Genomic DNA, 20,271 nt, shown 5'->3' on the forward strand with positions numbered 1-20,271 from the left:
TTAATCTAAATGAAACACTTCTTCCATATTAAGCCATTTTTGACCCGCATAACCTAAAGATATTTGACAAGGATCTGTTACTTTCCACCATTTTTGTGTATTTTCATCCTTTGCCATTTTAGCCATATCTGCCTCAAAATCAGTTCCTAAATATTCAAAATACGCAAACAAATATTCTCCAAAAAAATAAATAGAATAATTTTTTATATTACACTCTTTAATCATTTCACAAACCCCTTTATAGGGATTTTTATGAAGATCTTTATATTCTTGGATTTTCTCCTTTTTAACTTTTATAATTTGACCATATCTTTGCATTTAACCTCCTTTGTAAAGTTCTAAAGCATTTTTATAGAAAATTGCATCTAAATACTTAAAAGTCTCACTCTTTAAAATCAAATTTACCCATTCATTTGGATTTAATTTTGATACTGGATAATTACTTCCAAATAAAAATTTATCTTCGCTAAAATTTTCTTTCAAAAATAAAAAAAGCTCAAAAATAAATTCTTGAGAAGTTTGTATTGAAAAACTATCTGGTGATGAAAGTTTAATATAGAGATTTGGAAATTTTTTCAATCTTTTTAAATCTTTTTTATAATCACAAAAACAACTAATTTCAGGATTACCCATATGATCTAAAACCACTTTCAAATTTAAATTTTCTTCTAAAAATTTCTCCAAAAATCCTAATTCTCTATTTTTTAAACAAATTTCAAGAACTATTTGTGCTTTTTCTAAAATTTTCACAATTTCTTTAAAATCGGATTCAAATAGCCTTTTAGCACCTTTTTGACTTATATGCATAACCTCTCGAAAAGCACAAATTTCTTCTTTGTATTTTAAATCTGCTAAACAAAGTTTAAGCCCATAAAGCTTTTTTAATTTTAAAGCAAACAAATTTTCTTTATCTTTATTATCGCTATTTGTTTCAACATACATAGCACCAAGAAGCTTAAAGTCTTTATATTCTTTTCTTGCTTTATTAAAGTCAAAATTTTGATTTAATTCTTTATATGAATTAACCCAAGAAATAGGAAATTCTTGCAAATTCCAAAGATGTAAATGAGCATCAAATATCTTTTGCATTTTAAGCCTTTATTCTAGAACCAAAAAATCCATACCAAGCAACATATAAAAATAAAGGTGCCATTGCTAAATATCCCATACTTGTACCATAATGATCATTGATCAAACCAACAACACTAGGCATAATAGCTCCTCCAACTACACTCATTACAAGTAAAGATCCTCCTAATTTAACTTGATTAAAAGGCAAATTTTTCGTTGCTATAGCAAAAATTGTTGGAAAAGAAATAGACATGAAGAAAAATACAGCTATAAGTAAAATTATGCTTAAAAAACCATAAGCAAAATAAAGCCCTATACATAAAATTGCATTTATTAAAGAATATATACCTAAAATATTTTCTCCTTTAATTTTTTTCATTAAAGGTGTAGAAATAATACGTCCTATCATAAATGCTATTAAAGCTATTGAAAAATAATAAGCACCTTGTTCATCTTTTAAATTTCTATTATGCTCAACTATATAATTAATAAAAAATGCCCCAGCAGCAACTTGATTTGCTATATATAAAAATTGTGCTAAAAGTCCTAAATTAAAATGTCTATGACTAAAAACTTTTATAGGTTTTGAATTATCTTTTTGTTCATAATGATTATCCAAAGACAAATCTTCTGGAATTTTATTTAAAGCAAAAGCAATTAAAATCAAAATCACAATAATAGCAATACCCACATATACAAGCTGAACATTACCCATATTTTCGACCAATGCAGCTTCAACTTGTTCTTTACTTGCACCTTTTCCTTGTTTGGTAATAGATAAAAACAAAGCTCCACCTATAATAGGCCCTAAAAACTGCCCAAAACCATTAAAACTTTGAGCAGCATTGATTCTAAAACTTGCATTTTTTTCATCACCAAGTTTTACCATATAAGGATTTGCACTCGCCTCTAAAGATCCTATGCCACAAGCTAAAATAAAAAATGCAAACAAAAATAAATAAAAAGAAGTTAAATTTGTAGCTGGTATAATCATCAATGATCCTATGGCATATAATGCCAATCCAAACATAATACCTACTTTATAAGAATATTTATTGGCTATATAACCTGCAGGCAAAGCAATTATAAAATAAGCACCAAAATAAGCCAGTTGTAAAAATCCGCTTTCATGCTGAGTGATATGAAGATGATTTTGGAAATTTTTATTCATTACGTCTATAAGTCCATAGCTTACACCCCATAAAAAGAAAAGTGAAGTTACTAAAATTATTGCAATTTTAATATTTTTTGAGTCAGTCATTTTATATCCTTATCTATTAGTCTTCGTTCCAATTTAAGGCTCTATCTAAATGAACATAACCTCCATCTGGAATTAAAATTTGTCCTGTAGTATGTGAAGCTAAAGGACTTAAAGTAAAAACAGCAGTATTTGCAATTTCTTCTACGGTAGTAAAGCGATGTCCCAAAGGAATAGCTTTTGCAATTTTTTTATATTGTTCTTCAGGATTGGGAAAATTTTGTAACCATTTTTTATAAAGTGGAGTCATTACTTCAGCTGGAGCAATAGCATTTACTCTAACATTATCTTTAGCAAAAGCACAAGCCCACTCTCTCGTAAATCCAATTTGAGCAGCTTTAGCTGATGCATAAGCACTGGTCTTGCCTTGACCTGTAATACCTGTTTTTACTCACTATATTTAAAATACTTCCTTGCTCCTTTTTGATATAAGGTAAACACTCTTTAGTCATTGCATAATAGTGAAAAAGATTGTTTTCATAAGATTTGATCAAATCTTGAACACTTGTATTTTCAATATGTAAATTATCATTTGATCCCGCATTATTAACAAGAGCATAAATGTTATCGTATTTATTTATAACTTCATTAACTAGTTGAGTTATTTGTTCATAGTTTTTTAAATCAATTTCATAAAAAGCATAATTTGGACATAATCTTCTTAACTCGCTATCATGTTCTTTTGGCATACTTCTTGAAAAAATTACAGCAATTCCACCCTCTTGAGCCCATAATTTAGCTATTGCATAGCCAATGCCTTTGGCGCCCCCTGTTATAATACAAACTTTATTTTTAATTTTTAAATCCATTTTTTCTCCTTTTTGTTAATCAAAAAATCATGCCAAAAAATAATATTTTATTAGCAAGTTGTAGCGAGCCTCCAAACAGAAAAATCATTTTGTTCATTAATTTCTGCTTTTACCAATTCTCCATTAGAAATTCGTATAATTAAATTTATTAATTCATCCCGCACCTCTTCTTTAGTTCTTGTGCCATCTATAATATCCCCTGCATTAACATCAATAGCATCATTCATATTGTTATAGCAAAAAGTATTTGAACTCATTTTAATTGTAGGAGTAATCGCAGATCCTGTAGGTGTTCCACGACCCGTAGTAAAGACACAAATATTTGCCCCTCCTGCTACCATAGCACTTAATTGCTCAATATCATTCCCTGGAGTATTCATAAAAGTAAGTCCTTTGGAAACTACAGGTTTTGCATAATCAATCACATCCATTAAAGTTCGAGTTCCTGCTTTATAAACACAACCTAAAGATTTTTCCTCTATAGTGCTTAATCCACCTGCTATATTTCCCGGACTTGGATTTGCCCCTCTGATATCAGAATGAAAAGACTTAACTAAATTTTCATAACCTAATATTTTCTCATATACTTTTTTTGCTATTTCATTATTTTTAGCTCTTTTTGCAAGTATAGCTTCACATCCTATCAGCTCAGTTGTCTCAGCTAAAATTACAGCACCACCTTGATCAATAATAAAGTCACTTAAACTACCTAAAGCAGGATTAGCACTAAGTCCGCTATAACTATCACTTCCTCCACATTCTGTTCCTAAAATTAAGTCGCTAAAATCACCTTCACTTTTTTGCAATTTTAAAGAAGCACTAAGCATATCATTAACTATTTTTACACCTTTATCTATCGTATTTTTACTACCGCCACATTCTTGTATTACCAAATATTCAACTTTTTTATAAGGCGTTGCTTCTTTAATTTTTTCAGCTACTATTTTAGCTTGTATTACTTCACAACCAAGTCCAACAATTAAAACTCCAAAAACATTAGCATTTGTACCATGACCTATTAAAACATCTCTAGTTTGCAAAGCATCAAATTCAAGTTGAGAACAACCATGCTGATGATTAATATAAACCGATCCTTGGCATTGTTTAGCTATATTTTCACACACTTTATTGGCACAATGCACGCTAGGTATAACAATAACTTTATTTCTCAATCCTAATCTACCGTCTTCTCTTCTATAACCCATAATTTTCATTTTTACTCCTTATCACCACGTCCTCGAATGCCAGATATATTATGAACATGCACCCATTCTCCAGTTTTAATATCACAATTTGCACTCGCAATAACCTCTGCATATTTAATAATTGCTTCATTGGCTTTAATATCTTTAAGTGCAAATTTATGTCCACTAGCAATATCATTTTTCAGCCTTATATTTGCTACTTCTTCTCCTTTTTTAAAACTACGCAAAGCAGTAGCCACATTATCTTTCTCACTCACTATAATAAAACTTTTCATAAATTTATCTCCTTATATGTATTTTAGATCATTTTATTTGCTTTTTAAATTGCATCATTAATATAAGAATAATTATTATGGGACAATTTTATTTCTCTTAAAAAAATATATCTGATAAGTTCAGAAAAAATTCTGTAAAAATAACAATAAAAAAAGCTAAAATAATTCTAAACTCATAAATAGAATGAAAATTGATAGCATTTCTCGAAGAAAAATTAGAAAAAATAGTCATAAACTCATTCATGTTACTTAAATTAAAGCTATATATAACTCTGTATTTATTACAGTTGCCACAATAACCAAAATACTAAAACTCACAAACAAGTATTCTTTTTTATATCTTGTCAAGTTAATATCAGTAAGCATTATTTCACCTAATATACCTTCAAAAAAACTTTTTATATTCATTCTATCTCTTTTTATAATTTTACATTTACTTCTTGCTCTATGGTTTTAATTAATTCTTTTGCCTTATCAAAGCATTTATCTAATTTCTCTTTAGTAAGAGACGATAAGGGATGTATAGTTGTATTCGCAAATTCAAAACCTCTAGCTTTTAATAATAAGGCAAAACCCATAGGAAAAGAGATACTCATTCCAAATCTTATAGCCTTTAAAAGACTTTTTTGTATTAATAACGCTCTTTCATATTTTTTTTCATTCATTGCATGATAAATTTCACTCATAAGTTCTGGAAAAATACCTCCTATACTTGTCATAGAACCCTTAGCTCCTAAAAATAAAGCTTCTGTATAAATTTCTTCTCTTCCTACAAAAACATCAAAATTTCGAGGTGCTATATCTAAAATATGATTTAAAAGCAAGGCATCTCCGCTACTGTCTTTAATACCTGCTATATTCTTGAATTTTGAAATTTTTTCTATAAAATTTAAATTTAAAGCAGGAGCAAAAAGCGGTATATTATAAATATACAAAGGAAGTTTAACTTTTAAAGCTAAATTTTTCACATATTCTAAAAGTGTTTCTTCATCAAATTTATAATAATAAGGCATAGCAACTAAAAGCGCATCAAGACCTATTTTATAAGCCTCATCTGCTAAAATCATTGTATCTTGATAAATATTTGAAGTAATGCCTGTGATAATAGGTACCCTACCCTTAGACGCATCCTTACTAAGTTTCATTAGTCTAATCTGATCTTTAATATTTAAAGCTTGAGAATCTCCTGCGCTACCATTACAAAATAATCCATCTAAACCTTTATTAATTCCAAATTCACAATAACGAATAAATTCTCTTTTATTAATCATTCCGTCGTTGGAATAAGGTGTAAGTAAAGCTGGCAATGTTCCCTTTAAAATTCCCATTTTATCTCCTTATATTTTTTGTATATACAAAAATTTATTTATATGCAAAAAATATAACAAATTATCTTTAAAAAATCAAGAATTAAAAAATATAATTTTTTATGCCAACTTTTTCAAATAAGCTTTTTTCATAAAATTCGAGTATAAAAAAATGTTTCGTGTTACCAAAAGTAAAAAATATGATAAAATTTTATAAATAAAATGCAATCATTAAAAGGATAATTTTATGCATCAACCTACCCTTAGAGTTATAAAAACTTTGGAATTAATTGCCAACTCAAAAGAACAACTCACATTAAGTCTAATAGCTAAAAAAATAAATATTCCAGTAGGAACACTCTCGCCTATTTTGCAAACTTTGCAAAAACAAAAATATATAAAATGCAATCCTATTAATAAAAGTTATTCTCTAGATTTTAAAATTTTAGAGTTAAGCTATAATATGAAATATAAAAATAGCATCTTTGAACTCATTAAAAAACATATGAAAAATATTAGAGATTTAACAAATTTAACTTGTCAAATGGGTATTTTAAAAGAAAATAATGTCCTTTATTTAGAAAAATTAGATGCTAATGACCATATACAACTAAAATCTTTTATAGGTACTTCATATCCAGCCTATGCAACTTCTTTAGGCAAAGCTTTATTATCAAATAAAACAAAAAATGAATTAATAATGCTTTATCCTAAAAACTTTGAAAAAATAACTCAAAATACCTTAAAAAATATAGATGAATTATACGAACAAATAAAAGAAATTAAAAAAGAAAAAATAGCTTTAGAAAGCGGAGAAATGAATTCTCAAATTGAATGTATGGCTATAAATATAGAACATAATCAGAAAATAATTGCTGCAATAAGTATATCTTATCCTATTTTTTATTCAAATAAAGAATTTAGAGAAAAAAATAAAAAAATATTAATCGAAGAAAAAGGTAAAATAGAAAAAGCAATTAATTTATTTTTTGCAGATTTAGAAAATATCTATTAAAATAGCCAAAAAAGGCTATTTTAATTATTTTCTTTTAACTTAAATTTTTCCTCGCTGTAAAGACCAGTTCCTACAGGAATCATTCTACCTAAAATAACATTTTCTTTTAAATCTTCTAAATAATCAAATTTACCTGCTATACTAGCCTCAGTTAAGACTTTAGTTGTTTCTTGGAAAGATGCTGCAGAAATCACACTATCACTTCCAATTGCAGCTCTTGTAACACCTAAAAGAACAGGTTCAGCAATAGCTGGCTCTCCACCCATTCTCATAATTCTTTCATTTTCTTCTCTAAATTTACGTCTAGATATCAAATCACCTTCTATAAATTTAGTATGTCCACTATCAACAACCTTTACTTGTCTTAACATTTGAGAAACAATAACTTCAATATGTTTATCTGAAATCACAACCCCTTGTCCTCTATAAACTTGCTGAATTTCAGAAATTAAATAATAATGTAAAGCCTTTTCACCTAAAATTTTAAGTATATCATGACTTGAAACCACGCCATCGGTTAATTTTTCTCCAGCATGTATAAATTCACCATCTCTCACTTGTATATGTTTTGATTTGTCAATTAAATATTCAACACTTGTGCCATCTTCTGCTTGAATTACTATTCTTTCTTTTGATCGCAATGGCTTATCAAAACGAACTACACCATCAATTTCAGCAATAACGGCAGCATTTTTTGGCTTTCTTGCTTCAAATAACTCAGAAACTCTTGGAAGACCGCCAGTAATATCTTTAGATTTTGCGGCAGCCTTTGGAATTTTAGCTAAAATATCAGCTTGAGAAACTTTATCACCATCATGCACAAAAATAACTGTTTTTGGTTCTAATTGATAGCGCACTGCCTTATTACCTTTTCCAGCAATCACTAAAGTTGGTCTGACACCACTTGGTAGATATTCATTAATCACTAAAGAACGTTTGCCGGTCGCCTCATCAATTTGTTCATCAGCACTATAACCTGCTTCAATATCTTCAAAACTTATAGTTCCATCAATTTCAGCAATAACAGTATTATTATAAGCATCCCATTCTGCAACAACAAGACTTTCTTTTTTTGGAGCACTTGCTATAATAATGTTAGAGTCTTCAATAAGGGCACCATCATTGAATTCAATTTTTGATTCTCTTGGGATATAGTGTCTTTTTGCCTCTCTTCCATTTTCATCAGCAATTACAACAAAGAAGCCTTTTTCTTTGACTATATCGCCTTTTTTAACATTTTTAACCCTATCAAGACCATCACCCTTAAGAATATAAAATTTTAAAGTGCCTTTCTCGCCTGCTTTTATATTTTGTACAACTGGATCACCATCTTTGACTAAAATTTCACTTGCAAACGGAATACGATTAGGAATATTCCATCCTTCTTTAATAACCTCAACAATGCTTTCATTTTCATCGACTTCAGCACCATTTTGATAAGGAAGGTATAATTTACCATCTATATTTCCACTAACTCCTGCTAATTCATTTGCTTTTGCAAGATCATATTTTCTAAGCGTATACTTAATTTCTTGCTTTTTATCTTTAATAGAAACAATTACATCTTCATGGATGTTTTCTATACTGATTACACCTTTAAATGGAGCTTTTATTCTTGGCTCTACTAGTAAAATAGCTGCATTTCTACGATTTGCAACTATCATTTTTCCTTCTTTATTTTTATAAGTTTTTAAATTATAAAATCTTATAAAACCTTCTTTTTGAGCACTTACTTGTCTATCTTGTAAATCTGTACTTGCAGTTCCACCACTATGGAAAGTTCTTAACGTAAGCTGAGTTCCAGGCTCTCCAATAGATTGAGCCGAAATAATACCAACAGCTTCACCTGGTTTAACAAGTTTTCCTTCGCCAAGATTTACACCGTAACATTTAGCACAAATTCCTTTTTTAGCCTTACAAGTAATTGGAGTTCGAATATTTACACTTTTAATACCATTTTCACTAAATATTTTTGCTTTTTCTTCATCGATTAAAGTGCCTTCTGTAAAAAGTACAGAATTTGTAATAGGATCAATTACATCTTCTGCTAAAACTCTTCCTAAAACTCTTTCTTCCAATGTTTCTATTATAGAACTATCTGCAGTAATTTCATTGATTTCAACTCCTTCGTGCGTACCACAATCCTCCATGGTAATTTTCACATTTTGTGCTACATCAATTAGTTTTCTTGTTAAATAACCAGCATTTGCTGTTTTAAGGGCTGTATCTGCAAGACCTTTTCTAGCACCATGGGTAGATATAAAATACTCAAGTACGTTTAAACCTTCGCGGAAATTTGAAATAATAGGAGTTTCAATAATAGAACCATCTGGCTTAGTCATAAGTCCTCTCATTGCAGCAAGTTGAGAAATTTGTGCTGCACTACCTCTAGCACCAGAATCAGCCATCATATAAATAGAATTGAAACCATCCTTATCTTTTTCAACTAACTTCATCATTTCTTTTGAAAGGAGATTATTTGTACTTTTCCAAATATCAATAATTTTATTATACCTTTCTCCAGAAGTTATCAAGCCAAGATTGTAAGAATTTTGAATTTCTCTAACTTGCTTTTTAGCTAAATCAATAGCTTTTTGTTTATCATCAGGAACAATAATATCTGCTATAGAAATAGAAACACCGGCTTTTGTGGCATATTCAAAACCTAAATTTTTAAGTCTATCTAAAAAGTTAGCCGTGATTTCCAATCCTCCTTGTTTATATACATAATCAACAAGTGCAGCTATATCTTTTTTCTTTAAAACTTTATTCCAATTAGCTTCAGGGACAAAATCAGGCAAAATAGATTTTATAATAAGTCTTCCAGCCGTTGTTGTAATTTTTCTACCATCAACAACAGTTTGTATGCTTGCATGAATATCCAAACATTTGCTTTCAAGCGCCATCATCACTTCATCGATACCTGTGCAAATTTTATGAGAACCTTTTGCCTCTGCTTTTTCTAAAGAAAGATAGTATATTCCCAAAACCATATCCTGCGAAGGAACAGTTACTGATTTACCACTTGCTGGCAAAAGAATATTCATTGAAGAAAGCATAAGTACTTTACATTCTGCAATTGCTTCTTGAGAAAGTGGAACATGAACTGCCATTTGATCCCCATCAAAGTCTGCATTAAAAGCAGCGCACACTAAAGGATGCAATTGTATTGCTTTACCTTCAACCAAAACAGGGTGAAAAGCCTGAATAGAAAGTTTATGTAAAGTAGGTGCACGGTTTAACATAACAGGATGACCTTTTACAACTTCTTCTAAACATTCCCAAACTTCATTGGTTTTGTTTTCTATCATTTTTTTTGCTTGTTTAACCGTTGTTGCATAACCTTTTTCTTCAAGTTTAGCCAACAAATGTGGTTTAAAAAGTTCTAAAGCCATTTTCTTAGGTAAACCACATTGATCCATTCTTAATTTTGGACCAACAACAATAACACTACGCCCTGAAAAATCAACTCTTTTTCCAAGTAAATTTTGTCTAAAACGCCCTTGTTTACCTTTAATAATTTCACTTAAAGATTTCAAAGGACGCTTATTAGCTCCTTTCACTGCATTAGCACGACGACCGTTATCAAATAAGGCATCCACAGCTTCTTGAAGCATTCTTTTTTCATTTCTTATGATTATTTCTGGCGCATCAAGTTCCATAAGCTTTTTAAGGCGAGTATTTCTATTGATAACACGACGATATAAATCATTTACATCAGAAACTGCAAATTTTCCTCCATCTAAAGCAACCAAAGGACGTAAATCCGGTGGTAATACTGGTAAATTAGTTATCATCATCCATTCTGGACGATTTGGAACTGCATTTTCGCTATCAACATCAGTATTAGAATTCGAATTTAGAAAATTTTCAACCACTTTTAAACGTTTAATAATAGTTTTTTTCTTTGCTTCTGAATTGGTTGCAGCCATCTCTTCTTTTAATTGATTTAAAAGAGCTACAAGATCTAAATTAGCCAATAGGTCTCGAACAACTTCTCCACCCATTCTCGCTTTAAAACCACTACTTTCATAACGTTGCATTAAATTTTGATATTGCTCTTCATTTAAAACATCACAATATTCAACTTTTTTAGTATTTTCATTATCATAATATGCATCGCCAGCATTTTCAACAATGTAAGCTTCATAATAAAGCACACGCTCAAGATCTTTCATTTTTACACCCAAAAGTGTGCCTATACGACTTGGTAAAGAATTTACATACCAAATATGCGCTACTGGAGTTACAAGTTCAATATGTCCCATTCTTGAACGACGAACTTTGGAATTAGCTACCTCAACTCCACATTTTTCACATTTTACACCTTTAAAGCGCATTTTTTTATATTTGCCACAAAGACACTCATAGTCACGGATAGGACCAAAAATTTTAGCACAAAAAAGACCATCTCTTTCAGGTTTTAAAGTTCTATAATTAATCGTTTCTGGCTTTTTTACTTCTCCATAAGACCAAGATTTTATTTTTTCAGGACTAGCAAGCCTTAGTTGAAAAGCTTCAAAATCTCTAGGTCTAGCATCTTCTTTTACTTCTATGACTTTAAATTTACTCATTGTCCTCATCCTTATCAAAAATCTCAACATCTAATGCAAGTGATTTAAGTTCATTAGTTAAAACAAAAAATGTTTCAGGTATTCCCGTTGCTGGAACATTTTCTCCTTTAGTTATTGCTTTATAAGCATTAAATCTACCTTCTACATCATCTGACTTAATAGTTAGCATTTCTCTTAAAGTATGCGCTGCTCCATAAGCTTCAAGTGCCCAAACTTCCATTTCTCCAAATCTTTGACCCCCAAAAAGCGCTTTACCACCAACTGGCTGCTGGGTTACAAGACTATAAGGACCTGTGCTTCTTGCATGAACTTTTTCATCAACTAAATGGTGAAGTTTTAGCATATACATACATCCTACATGGACACGCTCTGCAATCTTTTCACCAGTTCTTCCATCATAAAGCTCTGTCTTTCCATCCATATCAATTTTTGCTAATTCAAATAATTTTTTAAATTCCTCTATGCTAACACCTTCAAAAACTGGGGTTGCAAATTTAACCCCTTTACTCCAATCTCTAGCGTAATTTAAAAGCTCTTCATCACTTAATTTTTTAATAAATTCTTTTTCATTCGCGAGTCTTGGAATAGAACAAATTTCAAGCATTTTTACTCTTAACTCTTTAATAAAATCTTTTTGTTTTCTATCAAAAATTTCTTGAATTTGCTCTCCAAGTCTTAAGCCAACAAGTCCCAAATGGCTTTCTAAAATTTGACCTATATTCATACGACTTGGAACCCCTAAAGGATTGAGTGCAATATCTACACTTTTTCCATTTGCAAGATAAGGCATATCAACCTCTGGAATTATAGTAGAAACAATACCCTTATTTCCGTGGCGTCCTGCCATTTTATCACCTACTTTTAACTTTCGTTTTGTAGCAATATAAACTTTTACAAGCTTAACCACCCCGCTTGGTAAAATATCATCTTTTTCTAAAATTTCAAGCTTTTCATCATGTTCAGCTTTTAGTTTTTTCTTTTCATTTTGGAAATGATTTTTCAAATCTTCATATTGTTTTTGAACTTCCTTTGAATAAGCTTTAATAATAGTAGTAAGAGTAAAACGATTAATTTTTTCTAAATCACTTAGGTCAGCTTTTTCGCCTTTTTTATAATTTTTATCACCAATTTTTTGACTGCTAGTCAAAGTTGATTTAGATAACAAAGCGCAAACTCTAAGCATTTCTTCTCTGTCCATCATCAAAAGTCTATCATGATGTTCTTTTTCCAAAGACATTTTTTCTTTATCATATGCTTTCAGAGCTCTTTCATCTTTTTCATAGCCTTTTTTTGTAAATATTTTCACATCTACAACCACACCTTCTAAAGAAGCGGTAGCATATAAAGATTTATTGACAACATGACCTGCTTTTTCACCAAAAATAGCTCTTAAAAGTCTCTCTTCTGGAGTTGGTTTAACTTCACCTTTTGGAGAAACTTTTCCAACTAAAATCATACCAGGTTTAATATGGGTTCCTATTTTTGCAATTCCACTTTCATCCAAATGTGCAACATCTTCTTCTTTAACATTTGGTATATCTTTGGTAATTTCTTCTATACCATCTTTTAACTCTCTAGCCTCGATTTCTTTTTCATAGATATGGACACTTGTAAATGTATCTTCACGAATGATTCTTTCACTAACTACAATAGCATCTTCATAGTTGTAACCATTCCAAGGCATAAAAGCAATTAGTGCATTTTTTCCAATAGCCAATTCTCCTTGATCCATTGAAGGGCCATCGGCAATAATTTGTCCTGCTTTAACCGCTTCTCCTTTTTTAACAATAGGATGCTGAATATAATTTGTATTTTGGTTGGTACGTAAATTTTTCTCCATAATATAGTGATCAATAAAAGGACCTTTTTCATCTTCGCCCAAGATAAAAATACTTTTATTATCTACTTTTTCTACTATACCTCCTCGTTTAGCCTTAACAGCTTCCCAAGCATCACGCGCAATCGTACTCTCCATTCCCGTACCTACAATAGGAGCATTTGAAGTTAAGAGAGGAACTGCTTGACGTTGCATATTAGAACCCATTAAGGCTCTATTAGCATCATCATGCTCTAAGAAAGGAATTAAAGAAGCTGCAACACCAACAACCATACCTGAGCAAAGATCGATAAGTTGAACTTCTTCTCTTTTGGCAAGTATAGTTTCTCCATCTTGTCTCGCCTCAACAAATTCCTCAATAATATTACCCTTAGCATCCACTTTAGTTGATGCAGGTGCAATAAACAAACCCTCCTCTTGCGTAGCAGTTAAATAAACAATTTCATCTGTAACTTTTCCATTAACAACTTTTTTATAAGGAGCTTCAACAAAACCAAGCTCATTCACTTTAGCATAAGTTGAAAGAGTATTGATCAGACCAATATTTTGTCCTTCCGGAGTTTCTACGGGACAAATTCTACCATAATGAGTTGCATGGACATCACGAACTTCAAAACCCGCTCTTTCTTTTACAAGCCCTCCTTCTCCAAGTGCAGATAAACGACGTTTATGAGTGATTTCGCTCAGTGGATTTGTTTGATCCATAAATTGAGAAAGTTGTCCACCTGTAAAAAACTCGATAATCGTTGTAGTAATCATCTTAGGATTAATTAAATCATAAGGCATAACTTTATCTATATCAGAATTTAAAGAAGTAAATTTATCTCGGATAGCTTTTTGCATTTTTGCCAATCCTAAATGAAGTTCATTAGCTAAAAGCTCGCCTATAGATCTAATACGGCGATTTCCTAAATGATCTCTATCATCAATATGACCTTTGCCATTTTTAACCTTAATCAAATATTTTGCAGTTTTAATAATATCTTCATTAGTTAAAACAGTCACATACTCAGGAACATCAAGACCTAATTTATGATTCATTTTCATACGACCAACTTTAGTTAAATCATATCTTTCTGGATTAAAAAATAAATCATTGACAAAAGTCTTTGCTGCATCTTTAACCACTGGTTCACCTGGTCTCATAACCTTATAAATTCTTATTGCAGCTAGATCATTTTCATCTTCAATATTTTCAGTTTGTTTTAATAATTTTAAAGTTTCATTATCTTGTATAAATGAATTAATAATAGCAGTATCTACTCCATTTGCTAAATCATTTGCGATTTCAAAACTTTTTTGTTCTTTTATTTTTGTAAGCTTACTTTCATCAATAAGCGTCAAAGAATCAAAAAGCATTTCGCCACTATTTTTATCAAAAATAGGATTCGCTAAATAACGATTTAATAAAACTTCTATTGGATATTCTATCCATTTTAATCCGTCTTTAATCAATTGTTCAGCTTTCTTCTTTGTTAATCTTTTTCCTGCTTGATGAACAATCTTACCTTTTTCATCCTTGATATCATATTCTATTCTATCCATAAAATCATTAGGATTAAATTCTGTCAAAAATCTATCTTTTTTAACATGAATTGTTTGAATAGGGTAAAATAGTTTTATAATATCTTGTTTTTTATATCCTAGGGCTCTAAAAAGCATAGTTATAGGTACTTTTCTTCTTTTATTAATTCTTACGTAAAGTACATCTTTAGCATCATATTCAAAATATAACCAAGAACCACGATCTGGAATAATTTGCGCTGTATAAACAAGTTTATTAGCTACTGTTGAACTTTCTTCCTCTTTAAAAATAACACCAGGACTTCTATGAAGTTGATTAACAACGACTCTTTCCACCCCATTAATGATAAAAGATACACGATCTGTCATTAATGGAATTTCTCTGATATAAATTTCTTGCTCTTTAATGTCTTTTATACCGACTTTCTCACCTATTTTTTCATCTCTCTCATGTAAAGTAAGACGGATTTTCATTTTTAAATTTACAGAGTAAGTTAAACCTCTTTCCATACATTCACGAATAGTATATTTTGGTTTACCTATTTCGCTATTTACATATTCTAAACTTAATCTATTTTGCGGATCATGTATTGGAAAAATTGATTTAAAAACTTTTTCTATACCACTTTCACCGTTATTAAAATTTAAAAAATAATCAAAACTTGCTTTTTGCAATTGTAAAAGATTTGGAATTTCTATTTGTTTTAAAATATTGGAGAAATCTACTCTTAAACGATTTCTTAATTTATTATCTAACATTTGCATATACCTCATGGTAAATTTTGTAAATTTAAAAAAGAAGACCTAAAACTAGGTAAAAACAAAAAAAGAAGACTTGTTAAAAACAAATCTTCTTAAACTAAATCCAATTAAAAAAATAATTATTTAAGCTCTACTTTAGCACCAGCTTCTTCAAGTTGTTTTTTGGCTTCTTCTGCTTCAGCTTTAGCTACACCTTCTTTCAAAGTTGAAGGAGTTTGCTCTACAGCATCCTTAGCTTCTTTAAGCCCAAGACCTGTTAAAGCTCTAACAATTTTAATTACTTCAATCTTTTTAGCACCACCATCAGTTAAAACGATATCAAATTCTGTTTTTTCCTCAGCGGCTGAAGTACTACCACCTGCTACCGCTCCTCCAGCTACCATTACCGGAGCAGCTGATACACCAAATTTTTCTTCAAATTCTTTCACAAGCTCAGAAAGCTCAAGAACACTTAAATTTGAAATATATTCTAATACATCTTCTTTTGAAATTGCCATTTTAAATCCTTTTTATTCAGTTTCTTTTTTATTTTTTAGCGCATTTAAACCAATAGTAAAGTTGGCAATTGGCGCTTTCCAAACTTGCAAAAGCATAGCAAGCAACTCATTACGTGAAGGCATTTTAGCTAAAGCTTTAACTTTAGCAACATCTGCAACTTCGCCATCAACAAAAGCAGTTTTAATTTGAAATTTATCATTATTTTCTTCAAATTTAGCAGCTACTTTTGAAACACTAAGTTGATCTTCTCCCCAAAGATAAATATTTGTATCTTTAAGAACTAGACCTGTTTTTCCGGAATTATTAAGAGCAATGTTAGCCAAAGTATTTTTAATAATTTGAACTTTTACATTATTTTCTCTTGCATTATTTCTAAGTTCTTCCAATTTCTTAGTAGATAAACCCTTATAATCACAAACTATAATGGCTTCACTAACTTTGAAATTTTCTTCAAGCTTAGCAATAACTTCAACTTTTTCACTTCTAGTCACATTTTCTCCTTTCCGATTGAGATTTCAAGTAGAGAGGAAATTTTTCCAATTAAGCTTACGCCTCGACTATCTTCAATCTAAAATAAACATTTCAAAAAATATTAAATTTTCTCAAATGTTTATTTCTTAAGAATAAAGAGTTTTTTAACTCTTTATTTCATATCAAGTAATTCTTGAATTTCAAGTTTTACTGATGGACTCATAGTTAAAGATAAAGTGGCATTTTTAATATATCTACCTTTTGCTGCAGCTGGTTTATGCTTATTAATAGCTTTTATAAAAGTTGAGATATTATCCCATAATTGCTCTTTAGAAAAACTTACTTTTCCAAGTCCTGCGTGGATATTTCCCTGCTTATCAACTCTAAAATTTACTTGTCCACTTTTAGCATTATTTACAGCTTGTGCAACATCCATTGTTACTGTTCCAGTTTTTGGATTTGGCATCAAACCTTTAGGGCCTAAAATTCTACCTACTTTACCCACTAAGCCCATTAAATTTGGAGTTGCAATTAATACGTCAAAATTCATATTTCCTTTTTGAATTTCTTCAACCAAATCATCACTTCCAACAATATCTGCTCCAGCATTTTTAGCTTCATCTGCCTTGGCATCTTTTGCAATGACAGCTACACGAACTTTTTTACCTGTACCAGCAGGAAGTACAACAGATCCTCTTACCATTTGATCAGCATGTCTTGGATCAACATTTAATTTTAAAGCGATTTCAACAGTTTCATCAAATTTTGCTGATTTTAATTCCTTAACTGTTTCTATTGCTTCCTTAAGACTGTAAATTTTATTTGAATCAATTTTTTCTAATAAATCTTTTAATCTTTTTACCATTTTAGCCATTTTTATACTCTCCGCATTTTAAAGTGCTACCGCTTTTTACTTTAAGCGGTCAAAAGAATTAATCAACGATTTCAACACCCATAGAACGAGCTGAACCGGCAATAATTTTTGCTGCTTGCTCTCTATCTTTAGTATTCAAATCTGCAATTTTTTTATCAACAATTTCCAAAACTTGAGCACGAGTTAATTTTCCAACTTTATTTTTTAAAGGATTATCTGTGCCCTTAGAAATACCAGCTGCTTTTTTGATTAAATCTGTAGCTGGTGGTTGCTTTGTAATAAAAGTAAAACTTTTATCTGCATAAACTGTGATAACAACAGGAATGTTAAAACCTGCCATATCCTTTGTTCTTTCATTAAAAGCTTTACAAAATTCCATAATATTAACGCCTTGCTGACCTAAAGCAGGACCGACTGGTGGCGACGGATTTGCTTTAGTGGCAGCAATTTGTAATTTAATTTCGCCTACAACTTTTTTAGCCATAACAATTCTCCTTAAATAAATTTAAATTATTTTTTCAACTTGAGAATACAAGATCTCTACCGGAGTTGAACGTCCAAAAATAGAAACATTTAATTTCAGCAAACCTCTAACCATATCATATTCTTCTACAATAGCAGTAAAATTCGCAAACGGGCCTTCGGTAATTCTTACATTTTCTCCTTCTTCAAAAGAAATTTTTGGTTTAGGAGCTGCACGATTATGAACTTTTTCTAAAATTAAATTAATATCTTTTTCTGTCAAAGGGGTTGGTTTCTTAGACTCCCCAATAAAACGTCCAACTTTAGGAAGAGACTGAATTTTATGCCAAAGTTCCGTATTAAGATCAAGATGTGCAAATACATATCCTGAATACAAACTTCTTTCACTAATCTTTTCTTTTCCATTTTTAAATTCGATAACATCCTCTGTTGGAACAACTATTTCTTTTAATCTATCTTCAATGCCATTATCTTTAACCAAATTTTCAATAGCTCTTTTTACAGCCATTTCACTACCAGCATAAGTTTGAATTGCATACCATTTATAAGTACTCATCACTATCTCCTATTATATAACTAAAGAAACAATAGATGACATAATCCAATCTACTAATGCCAAAAATACTGAAATAACCGCAACTACTATAAAAACAGTAATATAAGCATTTCGAACTTGTTCTTTTAAAGGAAAAATTACTTTCCTTAGTTCAGCCTTTGATAATTTAAAATAAGTTATTAATTTTTCCATTTATATAAACCTTAATATGGCAGGGCAAGAGGGATTCGAACCCCCAACCTGCGGATTTGGAATCCGACGCTCTACCTTTAGAGCTATTGCCCTAAGAGCTTAACTTTTTAATTTTACTTCTTTGTGAAGTGTATGTTTTTTCAATCTTGGACAATATTTTTTTAATTCTAACTTTTCAGTTGTATTTTTACTATTTTTATAAGTGCTGTAATTAATATCACCACATTCTTCACATTTTAAACCAATTTTAATTCTCATTTTTTTCCCTTAAAAAACAAAAGTCAAGTATCAAAACTTGACTTTTTAGAATATTTTATTTAATTATTTTAGAAACAACACCAGAACCAACTGTTTTACCGCCTTCACGGATAGCAAAGCGCGTTCCTTCTTCAAGAGCTACTGGAGCTATTAGGCTTACTGTAATTCTTACGTTTTCACCTGGCATAACCATTTCAACGCCATCTGCTAATTTAATAGAACCTGTAACATCCGTTGTTCTTACATAAAATTGAGGTCTATAATTATTAAAGAATGGAGTATGTCTACCACCTTCGTCTTTATTTAAAATATAAACTTCAGCTTCAAAATCAGTATGAGGAGTAATTGATTTTGGTTTTGCAAGAACCATTCCACGAATAACTTCTTCTTTTTTAGTACCACGAAGAAGAACACCTACGTTATCTCCAGCTTCACCTTGATCCATTTCTTTTCTAAACATTTCAACACCAGTAACAGTCGTAGTTTGTGTATCTTTAATACCAACAATTTCAATAGTATCACCTACTTTAACTACACCTTTTTCAATTCTTCCAGTAACAACTGTACCACGACCAGAAATTGAGAAAACATCTTCAATTGGCATCAAGAAATCTTTTTCAGTATCACGAGTTGGAGTTGGAATATAGCTATCAACTGCTGCCATTAGATCTAGCACTTTTTTAGACCACTCACCATCTTGACCAGCTTTAGCTTCTTCAAGGGCTTTTAATGCAGAACCAGAAATAATTGGAGTATCATCTCCTGGGAAATCATAAGAGCTTAATAATTCTCTAATTTCCATTTCGACTAATTCTAAAAGTTCAGCATCATCAACCATATCTGCTTTATTCATAAAAACAACTATATATGGAACACCTACTTGACGAGAAAGTAGAATATGCTCTCTAGTTTGAGGCATTGGGCCATCTGCTGCAGAAACAACAAGAATTGCACCATCCATTTGCGCAGCACCTGTAATCATATTTTTAACATAGTCAGCGTGTCCTGGGCAATCAACGTGTGCATAATGTCGATTTTCTGTTTCATATTCAATATGAGAAGTAGCAATAGTAATACCACGTTCTTTTTCTTCAGGAGCATTATCAATATTGTCATAATCTTTAAGCTCTGCCAAACCTCTTCTTGAAAGAACAGCAGAAATAGCGGCTGTCAAAGTAGTTTTACCATGGTCAACGTGACCAATAGTACCTATATTTACGTGTGGCTTATTACGTGAAAATTTTTCTTTAGCCATTTTTTTCCTCCAATATAAAAATAAATGTAAGCAAAACCGAGTCTATA

18 protein-coding genes, 1 tRNA gene and 1 pseudogene are annotated in these 20,271 nt (G+C 30.7%); 1 reads left to right on the top strand and 19 read right to left on the bottom strand.

Annotation, left to right across the window (positions count from 1 at the left end):
* From ACD570_RS06740 to ACD570_RS06775, 8 genes and pseudogenes are all read right to left on the bottom strand, one after another.
* A complete protein-coding gene (locus tag ACD570_RS06740) occupies positions 1–318 on the bottom strand; it encodes an L-rhamnose mutarotase (RefSeq protein ID WP_337196604.1) in 318 nt (105 codons plus the stop codon).
* Entirely contained in the window at positions 319–1,089 is a 771-nt protein-coding gene (locus tag ACD570_RS06745) for an amidohydrolase family protein (protein ID WP_337196606.1), read from the bottom strand.
* Position 1,090: 1 nt separating this feature from the next.
* Positions 1,091–2,332 (bottom strand): L-fucose:H+ symporter permease, encoded by a 1,242-nt coding sequence (gene fucP / locus ACD570_RS06750; RefSeq protein ID WP_417904256.1) that lies wholly within the window; start codon positions 2,330–2,332, stop codon positions 1,091–1,093.
* Between the two features lie 16 nt (positions 2,333–2,348).
* A pseudogene (locus tag ACD570_RS06755) lies at positions 2,349–3,138 on the bottom strand (SDR family oxidoreductase).
* 50 nt (positions 3,139–3,188) lie between these two features.
* Complete coding sequence (locus ACD570_RS06760) at positions 3,189–4,352, bottom strand: UxaA family hydrolase (RefSeq protein ID WP_337207431.1); 1,164 nt, start codon at positions 4,350–4,352, stop codon at positions 3,189–3,191.
* Between the two features lie 2 nt (positions 4,353–4,354).
* Positions 4,355–4,618 (bottom strand): UxaA family hydrolase, encoded by a 264-nt coding sequence (locus tag ACD570_RS06765; protein ID WP_337207433.1) that lies wholly within the window; start codon positions 4,616–4,618, stop codon positions 4,355–4,357.
* Positions 4,619–4,867: 249 nt separating this feature from the next.
* Positions 4,868–5,026 carry a hypothetical protein gene (locus ACD570_RS06770; protein ID WP_417904257.1) on the bottom strand — a complete coding sequence of 53 codons (159 nt, stop codon included), beginning with the start codon at positions 5,024–5,026 and terminating at the stop codon, positions 4,868–4,870.
* 11 nt (positions 5,027–5,037) lie between these two features.
* Positions 5,038–5,946: a dihydrodipicolinate synthase family protein gene (locus ACD570_RS06775; RefSeq protein ID WP_417904258.1), complete on the bottom strand. Its 909-nt coding sequence runs from the start codon at positions 5,944–5,946 to the stop codon at positions 5,038–5,040.
* Between the two features lie 226 nt (positions 5,947–6,172).
* Here ACD570_RS06775 and ACD570_RS06780 point away from each other — a divergent pair, with 226 nt between their 5' ends.
* Complete coding sequence (locus ACD570_RS06780; RefSeq protein WP_239820436.1) at positions 6,173–6,940, top strand: IclR family transcriptional regulator; 768 nt, start codon at positions 6,173–6,175, stop codon at positions 6,938–6,940.
* 20 nt (positions 6,941–6,960) lie between these two features.
* Here the strand turns inward: ACD570_RS06780 and rpoC are convergent, their stop codons facing one another.
* From rpoC to tuf, 11 genes are all read right to left on the bottom strand, one after another.
* On the bottom strand, positions 6,961–11,514 hold the full coding sequence (rpoC, locus tag ACD570_RS06785; protein WP_337198528.1) for a DNA-directed RNA polymerase subunit beta': 4,554 nt from the start codon (positions 11,512–11,514) through the stop codon (positions 6,961–6,963).
* Positions 11,507–15,634, bottom strand: coding sequence for a DNA-directed RNA polymerase subunit beta (gene rpoB / locus ACD570_RS06790; protein ID WP_417904259.1), 4,128 nt, complete (start codon positions 15,632–15,634; stop codon positions 11,507–11,509). The genes rpoC and rpoB overlap by 8 nt, the downstream gene beginning before the upstream one ends.
* 122 nt (positions 15,635–15,756) lie before the next feature.
* Entirely contained in the window at positions 15,757–16,134 is a 378-nt protein-coding gene (gene rplL / locus ACD570_RS06795) for a 50S ribosomal protein L7/L12 (protein WP_239820433.1), read from the bottom strand.
* Between the two features lie 12 nt (positions 16,135–16,146).
* Positions 16,147–16,626: a 50S ribosomal protein L10 gene (gene rplJ / locus ACD570_RS06800; RefSeq protein ID WP_239820432.1), complete on the bottom strand. Its 480-nt coding sequence runs from the start codon at positions 16,624–16,626 to the stop codon at positions 16,147–16,149.
* Positions 16,627–16,778: 152 nt separating this feature from the next.
* Entirely contained in the window at positions 16,779–17,480 is a 702-nt protein-coding gene (gene rplA / locus ACD570_RS06805; protein ID WP_337207439.1) for a 50S ribosomal protein L1, read from the bottom strand.
* A 58-nt stretch (positions 17,481–17,538) separates the two neighbouring features.
* A complete protein-coding gene (gene rplK, locus ACD570_RS06810; RefSeq protein ID WP_066777288.1) occupies positions 17,539–17,964 on the bottom strand; it encodes a 50S ribosomal protein L11 in 426 nt (141 codons plus the stop codon).
* Between the two features lie 21 nt (positions 17,965–17,985).
* Positions 17,986–18,519, bottom strand: coding sequence for a transcription termination/antitermination protein NusG (gene nusG / locus ACD570_RS06815; protein ID WP_337202087.1), 534 nt, complete (start codon positions 18,517–18,519; stop codon positions 17,986–17,988).
* Positions 18,520–18,531: 12 nt separating this feature from the next.
* Complete coding sequence (gene secE / locus ACD570_RS06820; RefSeq protein ID WP_200280049.1) at positions 18,532–18,711, bottom strand: preprotein translocase subunit SecE; 180 nt, start codon at positions 18,709–18,711, stop codon at positions 18,532–18,534.
* A gap of 17 nt (positions 18,712–18,728) precedes the next feature.
* Positions 18,729–18,804 (bottom strand) — tRNA-Trp (locus ACD570_RS06825).
* 6 nt (positions 18,805–18,810) lie between these two features.
* A complete protein-coding gene (rpmG, locus tag ACD570_RS06830) occupies positions 18,811–18,969 on the bottom strand; it encodes a 50S ribosomal protein L33 (protein ID WP_137620925.1) in 159 nt (52 codons plus the stop codon).
* A gap of 55 nt (positions 18,970–19,024) precedes the next feature.
* Positions 19,025–20,224 carry an elongation factor Tu gene (gene tuf, locus ACD570_RS06835; RefSeq protein ID WP_137622495.1) on the bottom strand — a complete coding sequence of 400 codons (1,200 nt, stop codon included), beginning with the start codon at positions 20,222–20,224 and terminating at the stop codon, positions 19,025–19,027.
* Positions 20,225–20,271: the final 47 nt, after the last annotated feature.

It is taken from the genome of Campylobacter sp. LH-2024 (assembly GCF_048270605.1).
Classification (GTDB): Bacteria; Campylobacterota; Campylobacteria; order Campylobacterales; family Campylobacteraceae; genus Campylobacter_D; species Campylobacter_D molothri.